Here is an 11,771-nt window from a genome sequence, read left to right as displayed (position 1 = left end):
CAAGTCTCTATCTTGTTATCCACCCACATGATGAAGGAGTAGCAAGCCGTGAAATGGTTAATCAAATTTGTTACCTATGCACTTTTGCTACTATTACTTCTATTTATTTTTGCCTATATTGGCTTACAGACGCGTCTAGGAGCCTCCTATTCCAGCCAATTTTTAAGTCAATTTACCCGTTATGATATTAATGTCGGGGTCATGGGGCATGAGTTTTCCAACCCTGGGGAATTTATCTTTCAAGATGTTAAGTTAGCTTCAGAAGACAAAAACCTCGCCTTGGATGCACGGCAAATTGTCGTCGATATCAACTGGCGTAATTTATTCAGTGGAAATGCTATTCGGCGTTTTGTTATTACACAAGGTGACTTGTCAGCTGCCATCACACAAGGGGAAATGCCCTTACCTATCACTGCGGATATCTTGCAATTCGAGAACAGTAAAATTCTGCTAAAACAAGGTGATGATGATATTCAGGTTGATGGGTTCACTGGGGGAATAACACCTTGGCAACCAACAGTTAATTCCCCTTTTGGCTATGGTGATTTTCGTTTTACAGCCAACCAATTAAAAATGAATAAACTGTCGTTAAAAAATGTCGCAGTGACAGGGAAACGGCAAACGCAAGCCACTGAAATTAGCAAAGCAAGTGCCTACCTAAATAATGGCTATGTCTCAGGGGAAGGTAAACTATTTGCTGATGGTTCAATCACAATCGGTTCTCTCATCATGAATAAAGTGGGCTGGGAAAACAGTATTGATTTCGATACATTATTTACTGCGATTAAAAGTGATAGAACCATAAAAATCAAAAACCTTGAATTAGCCAATATTGATATTCAAGGTAAAGATTGGGCTCTTTCAGGGCTGAGTACTGAAATCGACCACCTTGACCTCGTTCGGGGAAGTTGGTCTAGCCCTAAAAGTAAAATCAGTTTCAATGTTGAGCAACTGGTTGTGAAAAACCAACAACTCAGCACACTGATTGGCGAATTAAATATTGATGGCGATGCCCTTAATATCGATAAGCTGTCTGGTTACTACAATAAAGGGGTATTCAACCTAAACGGCTCTTGGCAACGTAATGACCAAGTACTGACCATCAATGAAGGCAAGCTAGCGGGTATTTTGTACACATTACCTGAAACATGGCTATCCTTCTTGGCAGAGCCAGCTCCTGCATGGTTATCTGGGTTATCCATCAAGAAATTTAGCTTATCTCAGTCTCTGTTAATGAATATCCAACCCGAGTTCCCTTTCGAGTTTACAGCGTTAAGTGCCAACATTGAAAACGTTGATTTGGTCAAACAAAAACAATGGGGAGTTTGGAGCGGTAAAGCGACGTTTAATGCAGATAGCGGCACAATTAACCAAGTTCCAGTTCGACGTCCATTCTTAGAAGTTCGTCAAAGTGGCAAATCTTCAGCCGCTGCAAGTTTAACGGTCAGTACTGATAAAGGTATCAGCAAAATCGGTTTGCTGGTTAAGCAAACGCCAAATAAAGTGCCATTCCTGTTACGTGCATCCGGTTCTAATATTGATTTAACTGATTTAAATCAGTGGGGCTGGTCTGGTTTCCCAGCACAGGTTATTGGTGATTTTGATGCGACTCTACAAGGCGATTTACTCGCACCGTCTCTCTCAAAAAGCCTAAACGGGGAGCTAATGGCCGTTCCGTTACAAGGTAAACGTATGTTCAGAACCGTTGTTAACGGGGTAGTGACTTCTTCAGTTGAAACCGAAGCAGAACAACCGCCAATGGAAGGAGCAATACTTCAAGAAGAGGTCCCTGTACTAGGTACGCCATAATAAACACAAAACTAAGGCAGGTAACGCTAATTATATAAATTACCTGCCTCTGTTATTTAATAATCAAAAATATACTTTATTTTGTTGTTTCAATGGGTAATACCATATAAGTCCCACTAAAAACAGCACCCACTTGGTTATCAGTATTACTTACCTCGACCTTAAGTTTCACTCGGGCTCGGCTGCCACGAGCTAATCGGTCAAGGTCACCACTCATATTTGCTAAATCAGCAGTGGCGGTTGGCCTACCACTGACAGGCTTACCGTAGCGGATATTCGCATCCACTAACACAATCTCACCGCCTAACTGGTGTTCCTGCATCAATAACCAAATTAACCCCCAACCCGTTAATGTTGCTAACGAAAATTGGCTGCCTGCGAAAATAGTTTCATGGGGATTTTGATTGCCCGCTTCGGGCATGGTTGTTATAAAGCGAGTCCCAGTGTACTGCTCTATCCGTACTCCCATTTTCTCGCTCAATGGTATGTATTTATACCAAGCTTGTTGCAATTCACCGCACCAATCTGGACGGTGTAAAATTTGATCTAAGGTTTCAATCGGTTTAATCATCAAATAATGACGAACTGGTGTTTTTAACTGCCCTGCGACTATTCCGCGATTTGCAAACCCCATTTTATCGAAAAAAGGAACCGCTTCTTCACGCACACTGGATACAATCCGCTTCACCCCTTCTTGGCGTGCAACAGACTCAAGTGCCATGATAATCAGCTTCCCCAGCCCTTTACCTTGCATTACTGGGTTGACGGCTAAAAAACGGATCGCACCTTCGTTATCTGCATTAATATATAAGCGGCCGATCGCAAGAATACGGTTTTTATCATCAACAACCATTTGATGATGTGCAGTGGCATCATAGCCATCTTTCTCTGAACCTAGGGGTTGATTAAAAGGTTTTCTCAACATTTCCCAACGAAAATGGTAGTAAGTTGCAAACTCAAGTTCATCTTTCGGCGTACGTAGATGGTACATCGTTTCCCCCTTAAAAAGTTGATTCACACCTGTAGCCAGAAGGTGACCGGTCCATCATTAGTTAAATTGACTTGCATATCTGCAGCAAACTGGCCTGTTTGCGTATTAATGCCTTGTTGGCGGCTTTGCTCAACAAAGTATTGATACAAGCGGTCTGCACGCTCTGGCTCTGCCCCACCAGAAAAGCTGGGTCTCATACCCTTTTTGGTATCTGCGGCTAAAGTAAATTGCGAAACAACCAGTAAACTACCGCCAGCTTGTTGGACGTTTAAGTTCATTTTCCCTTGTTCGTCACTAAAAATACGGTAGCCCAGCACCTTTTCACATAAACGCTTTGCCTTTTGCTCATCATCGTCTTTTTCGACACCAAGCAAAACCAGTAGACCTGAATCAATTTGCCCTACGGCGGTTTCATCAACAACGACACTCGCGTGAGTGACTCTCTGAATTAATGCAATCATGTTTACTCTATAACAAAAAGATGGAGCAACGTTTTACAGTTACTCCATTATAAAAACCAGTAAGTTACTTAACTTCGGCACTAAAATCGTAAGTCCGGAAATATTCGGGAATGGTGTCTTTACTGGTAACATGGATACTGCGAATGCCAAGTGCTTCCGCGGCTTTTACATTTTCCTCAACATCATCAAAGAAAATAGCATCTGCAGCATCAAATTCTTCAGATTGCAGAACATATTCATAAATTTCCGGGTCAGGCTTACGCATGCCTAAATCTTGGGATAGGTAAAGGAAATCAGAGCTAGCTGCAATTTCTGGGTAGTGTTCTGGCCAATAGTCTAAATGTAGGCGATTCGTATTTGATAAGACGACAACACGGTGCCCTTGTTCGCGCAAGCGCTCCATGATATCAATCACTTCAGCTCTTAACGAAATAAAAATAGCATGCCAGCCTTCAGCAAAATCTTCAAAGCTCAGTGTAATGCCCATTTCTTCACACAGAAGCTCTGCGAACTCGATATCTGAAATTTTGCCACATTCATGCAATTGAAAGATATTACCAAAAGAAAACCGCGATTTGATTTCTTCACTTGGTGTACCACTAAGCTCAGCCCATTTATCAAACACACGATTAAAGTCGATATCAATAATCACATTACCCATATCGAAGATATACAGCATAAATTTTCCTCATTGTTATTCACTAAATTTACTTTAATCATTATTCATGCAACTGAACAGCCCTAATTGGTGATATTTCACGTTATTTTGTCAAAATATTGGTGAACCACTAACTCAGGAAACCGCCTTACTTAACCATTCCTTTAATAGATAAATGCAAAAATATTATCTACCTACCTTATTCCCATCATCATTATTACGGCAATAAATACGAAATAATCGGGCTAGGTGTTCCCCTGCGGGTGTCAATGTGGCATCTCTTCGTTGAACCAAAGCAAAGGTGGCATAGGGTAATTGTTCTTTTAAATCTAAAGCGATATACCTTTGTTCGAATAACGGCTCGTCGATCGTATCCACAGAAACAATGGTTAGAAAATCGCTTTGAGCAACTAAACTTAAGCAGCCAATTAACGTTTCGCAAGTTACGCTAAAGACCATGGGACGCTCCATCAACGAAAAAACGTCAGCAAGTTGCTTATAATACGTCCCCTTGGGAGTTGGCATCGTCCAATCACAATCAACCAACTCACTCAAAGATTTCGCATGCCGTAAAGGATGGTCTTTACGCATAATCACCTTGTACTCTTTTTGCATCAGCCGCTCAAAATTAAATTCTGCGTCTAAACTGCCTGGGTAATATGTATTAATCGTAAAATCCAGCTCTCCTTGCCTTAGCTGAGTTAACATGGTTAGTAGCTGCCCTTCCATGATACGCAATTTAATATTGGGGAAATCGCGGTGAAATTGTGTGACGACTTTAGGCATCAAAGAACGAGCGATACTCCCTGCCACACCAATATTGACAGTCCCGCCAATCAAACCAATCCGTTGGGAGATTTCCTCCTGCCCAACCCTTAACTCTTCAAGAATTAAGCTCGCACGCCTTAAAAAACCCTCACCGCATTCTGTTAAGTAAATCCCTTGGTTGCTGCGAATAAATAACTTTGCCCCTAACGTACTTTCTAATTCACGAATCGATTTCGTTAGTGCCGGTTGGGAGAGTTGTAAAAAACGGCTAGCGGCTCGAATGCTGCCATGACGGCTTACCTCTACAAATGCCCTAAGCTGATTCAATTTTATTGCTGGAGCCATGTGTTTACCCCGATAACTTTTAGTTATATAGCGAAAGATAATTGTATCTTTTTTGCTCTGATTTGATTGTGTAAAGTCTAAAAACAAAGAAACAAATAATTAACATTTAGCCTTTTAAAATAATTTTTAAAGGTAAAAAATACATCAGCATCTAAATAAATTTATTTTTAATTAATAAACAAAATTTTATCTCGCTAAATGTTAATAATTCGTAATCAAACATAACAGAATTTACTTTTTTTGTGATAACTAAAAGAGATAAAAAATGGATACTGACTTATATGCCACTATCAATCAAATGGCACAGCAGTTACAGACATGGCGTCGAGATTTTCACCAATATGCAGAGTCTGGTTGGTTAGAATTTCGTACTGCGACTCTAGTAGCAGAAGAGCTGCATCAGCTTGGCTACCAATTACAACTTGGCAAAGAAGTGATTAAAGCTGACGCTAGAATGGGGCTCCCTTCTCCTGCTGAATTAGAAAAACAAGAAAAAAGAGCAATTGAGCAAGGGGCTCTTACCCAATGGCTAGGGCATTTCTCTGGGGGGTTTACAGGAATTGTCGCGACATTAGATACCGAAAGACCCGGTCCAACTCTAGCTTTCCGAGTCGATATGGATGCCCTTGACCTAAACGAAGACCTTTCGTGCCAACACCGTCCTTACAATGAAGGGTTTGCCTCTTGTAACCCACACATGATGCATGCCTGTGGTCATGATGGCCATACCGCTATTGGATTAGGGCTTGCGCATGTTCTCAAACAATACGAATCCAAACTCTCCGGTCGTATTAAAATTATTTTCCAACCAGCGGAGGAAGGCACTCGCGGCGCGAAATCCATGATGGAGGCAGGTGTTGTCGATGATGTCGATTTTTTTGTTGCTATTCACCTTGGAACTGGAGTCCCACAAGGCGAAGTCGTTTGTGGCAGCAAAAACTTTTTAGCGACAACTAAATTTGATGTTACCTATCAAGGTGTTGCTGCTCATTCAGGTGCAAAACCTGAAGATGGTAAAAATGCATTACTGGCCGCAGCCCATGCGACTTTAGGCTTATATGGCATTCCACGCCATAGTGAAGGTAGTTCTCGAATAAATGTTGGGGTTTTACAAGCAGGGATCGGTCGAAATGTCATTCCAGACTCTGCGTTATTAAAAGTAGAAACTCGAGGTGAAACTAATGAAATTAATGAGTTTATCTATCAAAAAGCCCTAAATATCATCGAGGGTGCAGCCAAGATGCAAGATGTTTCCGTTGATATTAAATTAATGGGCGCTGCACAAAGTAGCCATCCAAGTCCACAATGGGTTGATTTTATTTGCGATTTGGCTCAAGCCCACCTCCCTGAATTCACATCTGTGGTGAAAGACCGCTCCCAAGCCGCGGGCTCTGAAGATGCGACCTACTTTATGGAGCGCGTCAAACAACTCGGGGGACAAGCAACTTATATGATTTTTGGCACCCAGCTCAGCGCGGGTCACCACAATGAGCGCTTTGATTTCGATGAACAAGTGATGACGACCGCCGTTAAAACGCTGTCCACTATCGCCCTGCATTTACCTGAATTCGGAGCTCAAAATGGATAATACATTTACATCATTTATTAATGATTATATTGAAAAAAACCAACATCAATTCACTACATTAAGTGATGATATTTGGGATCATCCAGAAACACGTTTTGAAGAAACTTACTCATCGACTCTGCTCGCTGATGCGTTAGAAAAGGAAGGTTTTCACGTCGAAAGAGGCGTTGGTAATATCGAAACCGCTTTTATCGCAAGTTACGGTTCAGGCACTCCCGTTATTGCACTACTCGGGGAATTCGATGCCCTTGCAGGCCTGAGCCAACATTCGGCATGCAGTGAACCTAGCCCAGTTATTGAAAATGGAAATGGCCACGGCTGTGGTCACAATTTGTTAGGTACCGCTGCCTTATCCGCCGCTTATGCAGTCAAAGCATGGCTAAAAGAAAATAACTTATCGGGTACGGTACGTTTCTATGGCTGTCCGGGTGAAGAAGGCGGTTCAGGTAAAACCTTCATGGTGAGGGAAGGACTATTCAATGATGTTGATGCCGCAATTACTTGGCATCCAGAATCTTTTAGTGGCGTCTTCAACGTCAAGTCTCTTGCTAATATTCAAACGGCTTTTCGTTTTAAAGGTATTGCATCACATGCAGCAAACTCACCTCATCTTGGACGTAGTGCTTTAGATGCAGTAACGCTCATGAATGTCGGCGTTCAGTTTCTACGCGAACACATTATTCAAGAGGCACGCATTCATTATGCCGTCACCAATACGGGCGGTGCCTCTCCAAATGTCGTACAAGCAGATGCAGAGGTTCTTTACCTTGTGCGCGCTCCGCAGCTCGATGAAGCGCAAGATATTTACCAACGCGTTATTAAGATTGCTGAAGGCGCAGCCTTAATGACCGGCACTCAGTTAGAGGTGCGTTTTGACAAAGCATGTTCAAACTATGTACCGAATCGCACTCTAGAACATGCGATGTTTAATCATATTACGGAATTTGGCATCCCTGAATATACAGAACAAGAACGCCAATTCGCTGAACAAATCTATAGCACTTTGACTAAAGATGATTTGCGCAATGCCAAATTGAATGCAGCTCGTAGTGGCGGTGAAAAAGGGGTGCTTTGGTGTGAAAGGCAAGGTAATAAAGTACTCACTGACGAAGTGCTACCTTACGTTGAGTCAAAAGAATTAATGTATGGCTCAACAGATGTAGGAGATGTCAGTTGGGTGACCCCTACTGCGCAGTGTTTTAGCCCATGCTTCGCATTCGGTACCGCACTACATACATGGCAGTTAGTCGCTCAGGGGCGCACATCCATTGCTCATAAAGGAATGCTGCTCGCAGGAAAAATTATGGCATCCAGTGCACTTGAGTTGTTCTTAAAACCAGAATTATTAGCACAAGCTAAAGCTGAGTTTCATCAACAAAGACAAACCGCACCCTATCAATGCCCTATCCCTAAAGATGTAACGCCTTCAAAATTAAAGTAGTTCCTTATACTGGCGGGATTTATCCCGCTCAATAGTCATAACAATAACAATGAATACAGACACAAGGAAATTCTATGAGTGACACAACAACTCATCACAAAAGCCCCGGTGCGATTTTTCGCTGGATAGAGCGCGTGGGAAATAAAATACCTAACCCGTTTATTTTATTTGTTTATTTGATTGCGGTACTCATGATTGCTACTGCAATTTTGTCTTGGTTTGGTTTATCCGTTAAAAACCCAGCCAATGACGAAATGGTTAGCGTTAAAAATTTATTAAGCGTTGAGGGATTACAATGGATTTTGCCCAATATTGTTAAAAACTTTAGTAGTTTTGCCCCTCTTGGTGCCATTCTTGCACTTGTGATTGGTGCCGGTTTAGCCGAAAAAGTCGGTTTACTCCAAGCTCTGATGTATAAAATGGCTTCCGGCATTAATAAACGTTATGCCAGCTATATGGTGCTATTTATTGCTTTTTTTAGCCATATCTCTTCTGATGCTGCGCTGGTCGTCATGCCACCCTTAGGAGCGCTAATTTTTATTGCTGTAGGCCGTCATCCTGTTGCTGGCTTACTAGCTGCAATTGCAGGGGTCGCTTCAGGTTTTACTGCTAACTTATTGATTGTCACGACGGATGTCTTATTGTCAGGGATAAGTACAGAAGCGGCCATGATCATTGACCCAAGCCTTCATGTTAGTGTTATTGATAACTGGTATTTTATGGCTACGTCAGTGATTGTACTCACGATTGCGGGGGCACTACTTACTGATAAATTTATCGAACCTCGCCTGCCTATATGGGAAGGCACATCCCATGACCGAATCGAACAATTAACACCAATTCAAAACCGTGGATTATTGATGAGTGGGCTGTCTGCATTAGTTTTTATCGGTCTAGTGGCTTTACTTGTTGTGCCTGAAGGTGCCCCACTACGCGATCCAATCACCAATACAGTGATCCCATCCCCTTTCATTAAAGGGATTGTTCCTGTCATTATTATTTTCTTTTTCGTGGTCTCCATTACCTATGGTGTATCAACAAAGCAAATCAAAAAGCCTAATGATATTCCTGATTTATTAGTTGACCCAATGAAAAGTATGGCAGGGTTTATTGTTATGGTTTTCCCCCTTTCACAATTCGTTGCTTTTTTTAACTGGAGTAACATGGGGAAATTTATGGCGATTGGGTTAACCGACTTACTGGAAGCCCTTGGTATGACCGGAGTACCTGCGTTTATTGGTTTGATGTTCCTATCCGCTTTCCTTTGTATGTTTATCGCAAGTGGTTCAGCTATCTGGTCGATCCTCGCCCCAATATTTGTTCCTATGTTTGTGCTACTAGGTTTTCACCCTGCATTTGCTCAGATTGTGTTTCGTATCGCAGATTCAGCGGTGCTACCACTTGCACCTATGTCACCTTTTCTTCCTCTCTTTTTAGGTTTTTTACAACGCTACTATAAAAATGCACAGCTCGGAACTTATTACACCTTAATATTACCGTATCCTATTGTCTTTTTTATAGTTTGGATGTTATTGCTTGTTGGCTGGTACTTTGCAGGACTGCCTATAGGGCCGGGTGTTTACCCACAACTCAACCCATAAAAAAAGGCGCCTTTCGGCGCCTTCTTATTAACTAATTTAACTAAAATTAGTCTTCTTTTGTACGGCTCGCGCGACGACGATCGTTTTCAGTCAGGTGACGCTTACGCAGACGAATAGACTGCGGAGTCACTTCAACTAATTCATCATCATCAATAAACTCAAGAGCTTGTTCCAGAGTCATTTTAATTGGTGGTGATAATGTTGTCGCTTCATCAGTACCTGACGCACGCATGTTAGTCAGTTTTTTACCCGTTAAGCAGTTAACTGTTAAGTCGTTAGAACGAGAGTGAATACCAATGATTTGGCCTTCATACACTTCTGCACCGTGACCTAAGAATAACTTACCACGATCTTGTAAGCTGTACAGTGCATAAGCAACTGCTTTACCTTGACCGTTAGAGATCAGAACACCGTTCTGACGACCACCGATTTCGCCTGGGCGAACATCGTCGTAATGGCTGAATGTAGAGTACAGTAAACCAGTACCTGAGGTCATCGTCATGAATTCTGTACGGAAACCAATCAAACCACGGCTTGGGATAATGTAGTCAAGACGCACACGGCCTTTACCATCTGGCATCATGTCACGTAGGTCACCTTTACGCTCACCTAACGCTTTCATCACATCGCCTTGGTTTTGCTCTTCAACGTCTAAAGTAACTTGTTCGAATGGCTCTTGTTTACGGCCATCGATTTCACGAATGATAACTTTCGGACGAGAAACGGCTAATTCGAAACCTTCACGACGCATATTTTCAATCAGAACAGATAAGTGAAGTTCACCACGACCAGAAACACGGAATGCATCTGGGTCTTGAGTTTCTTCAACACGTAGTGCCACGTTGTGCACCAGTTCTTTATTCAGGCGGTCAAGGATTTGACGTGAAGTCACAAATTTACCTTCTTTACCGCAGAATGGTGAGGTGTTAACACAATAGAACATGCTAACTGTTGGCTCATCAACGGCTAATGCAGGCAGAGCTTCAACGCTACCCACTTGGCAAATAGTGTCAGAAATATTCAGTTCACCTAAACCAGTTAGAGCAACGATATCGCCCGCATCGGCTTGCTGTGAGTCAATTCGCTCTAAACCTAAGTGCGTCAGAACTTTACCGATTTTACCGTTGCGAGTTTTGCCTTCGCTATCGATAACAGTGACTTGTTGGTTTGGCTTCACAACACCACGTTTAATACGGCCAATACCGATTACGCCTAAGTAGCTGTTGTAATCTAATTGCGATACTTGCATCTGGAATGGACCATCGATGTCAACTGCTGGCGGCGCAACGTGCTCTACGATAGCTTCGTACAGTGGCGTCATGTCTTCAGCCATTTCAGTATGGTCAAGACCTGCAATACCGTTTAATGCAGATGCATAAACGATAGGGAAATCGAGTTGCTCATCCGTTGCACCTAAGTTCACGAATAAGTCGAATACTTGGTCTACAACCCAATCAGGGCGTGCACCTGGGCGGTCAACTTTGTTGATAACAACAATAGGACGTAAGCCGTGGTCGAACGCTTTTTGCGTTACGAAGCGAGTCTGTGGCATTGGGCCATCCATCGCATCAACAACCAGCAGAACGCAGTCAACCATAGACATAACGCGCTCAACCTCACCACCAAAGTCGGCGTGGCCTGGGGTGTCTACGATGTTAATGTGATAACCATTCCATTGGATAGCGGTATTTTTAGCAAGGATGGTAATACCACGCTCTTTCTCCAAGTCGTTGGAGTCCATAACACGCTCATCAACAGTTTCACGTTCACCGAACGTACCTGACTGCTGCAGTAATTTACCAACCAGTGTGGTCTTGCCATGGTCAACGTGAGCGATGATGGCGATGTTTCTTAAATTTTGAATTGACAAGGATTTTTACCGTTTAATTGACAGGAAAGGAATATGCTTTTTTAGCCGTTATTATCGACCAAAACATACTTTCTACGTTAATTTGCTGTTATTTTACACGTTTTTCCGCAGAAGTGGAATAAATGTGAAACCCATCACTGTATAAAAAGTTTTTAACGAAAAAACATTCAGTTGCATAACAGCGCCAAAATACCCAATAAAATAGTGAGTATCAGCACTAATAATTCACAAAGTAGCAG

At 42.3% G+C, this 11,771-nt stretch carries 9 protein-coding genes; 4 read left to right on the top strand and 5 right to left on the bottom strand.

What is annotated here, in order from left to right:
• Positions 1-48 precede the first annotated feature (48 nt).
• Complete coding sequence (locus ACHB7C_RS16040; protein ID WP_166685432.1) at positions 49-1,809, top strand: AsmA family protein; 1,761 nt, start codon at positions 49-51, stop codon at positions 1,807-1,809.
• A 76-nt stretch (positions 1,810-1,885) separates the two neighbouring features.
• Here ACHB7C_RS16040 and fabY read toward each other — a convergent pair whose 3' ends face one another.
• The 4 genes from fabY to ACHB7C_RS16020 form a co-directional block, all read right to left on the bottom strand.
• Positions 1,886-2,800, bottom strand: coding sequence for a fatty acid biosynthesis protein FabY (fabY, locus tag ACHB7C_RS16035; RefSeq protein ID WP_042847688.1), 915 nt, complete (start codon positions 2,798-2,800; stop codon positions 1,886-1,888).
• A 23-nt stretch (positions 2,801-2,823) separates the two neighbouring features.
• A complete protein-coding gene (gene dtd, locus ACHB7C_RS16030; protein WP_042847691.1) occupies positions 2,824-3,261 on the bottom strand; it encodes a D-aminoacyl-tRNA deacylase in 438 nt (145 codons plus the stop codon).
• Between the two features lie 64 nt (positions 3,262-3,325).
• A complete protein-coding gene (gene yihX / locus ACHB7C_RS16025) occupies positions 3,326-3,940 on the bottom strand; it encodes a glucose-1-phosphatase (RefSeq protein WP_042847693.1) in 615 nt (204 codons plus the stop codon).
• Between the two features lie 165 nt (positions 3,941-4,105).
• Positions 4,106-5,032, bottom strand: coding sequence for a LysR family transcriptional regulator (locus tag ACHB7C_RS16020; RefSeq protein ID WP_071547616.1), 927 nt, complete (start codon positions 5,030-5,032; stop codon positions 4,106-4,108).
• A 265-nt stretch (positions 5,033-5,297) separates the two neighbouring features.
• Between ACHB7C_RS16020 and ACHB7C_RS16015 the strand changes: the two genes are divergently transcribed.
• The 3 genes from ACHB7C_RS16015 (at position 5,298) to abgT (ending at position 9,662) form a co-directional block, all read left to right on the top strand.
• Positions 5,298-6,620 carry a M20 family metallo-hydrolase gene (locus tag ACHB7C_RS16015; RefSeq protein WP_129466945.1) on the top strand — a complete coding sequence of 441 codons (1,323 nt, stop codon included), beginning with the start codon at positions 5,298-5,300 and terminating at the stop codon, positions 6,618-6,620.
• On the top strand, positions 6,613-8,061 hold the full coding sequence (locus ACHB7C_RS16010; RefSeq protein ID WP_042847700.1) for a M20 family metallopeptidase: 1,449 nt from the start codon (positions 6,613-6,615) through the stop codon (positions 8,059-8,061). Before ACHB7C_RS16015 ends, ACHB7C_RS16010 begins: the two co-directional genes overlap by 8 nt.
• 74 nt (positions 8,062-8,135) lie before the next feature.
• A complete protein-coding gene (abgT, locus tag ACHB7C_RS16005; RefSeq protein WP_042847702.1) occupies positions 8,136-9,662 on the top strand; it encodes a p-aminobenzoyl-glutamate transporter in 1,527 nt (508 codons plus the stop codon).
• Positions 9,663-9,708: 46 nt separating this feature from the next.
• Here the strand turns inward: abgT and typA are convergent, their stop codons facing one another.
• Positions 9,709-11,532, bottom strand: a complete 1,824-nt coding sequence (gene typA, locus ACHB7C_RS16000; RefSeq protein WP_042847704.1) for a ribosome-dependent GTPase TypA — start codon at positions 11,530-11,532, stop codon at positions 9,709-9,711.
• Positions 11,533-11,771: the final 239 nt, after the last annotated feature.

Origin of the sequence: Providencia sp. 2024EL-00732 (assembly GCF_044006275.1) — a bacterium.
GTDB lineage: Bacteria > Pseudomonadota > Gammaproteobacteria > Enterobacterales > Enterobacteriaceae > Providencia > Providencia huashanensis.
This window is presented reverse-complemented; position numbering and strand designations above follow the sequence as displayed.

What these genes read in the sequence shown, in the direction of transcription:
- fabY (WP_042847688.1), bottom strand. Translation starts at nt 2,800, where the DNA reads ATGTACCATCTACGTACGCCGAAAGATGAACTTGAGTTTGCAACTTAC.
- dtd (WP_042847691.1), bottom strand. Translation starts at nt 3,261, where the DNA reads ATGATTGCATTAATTCAGAGAGTCACTCACGCGAGTGTCGTTGTTGAT.
- yihX (WP_042847693.1), bottom strand. Translation starts at nt 3,940, where the DNA reads ATGCTGTATATCTTCGATATGGGTAATGTGATTATTGATATCGACTTT.
- ACHB7C_RS16020 (WP_071547616.1), bottom strand. Translation starts at nt 5,032, where the DNA reads ATGGCTCCAGCAATAAAATTGAATCAGCTTAGGGCATTTGTAGAGGTA.
- ACHB7C_RS16015 (WP_129466945.1), top strand. Translation starts at nt 5,298, where the DNA reads ATGGATACTGACTTATATGCCACTATCAATCAAATGGCACAGCAGTTA.
- ACHB7C_RS16010 (WP_042847700.1), top strand. Translation starts at nt 6,613, where the DNA reads ATGGATAATACATTTACATCATTTATTAATGATTATATTGAAAAAAAC.
- abgT (WP_042847702.1), top strand. Translation starts at nt 8,136, where the DNA reads ATGAGTGACACAACAACTCATCACAAAAGCCCCGGTGCGATTTTTCGC.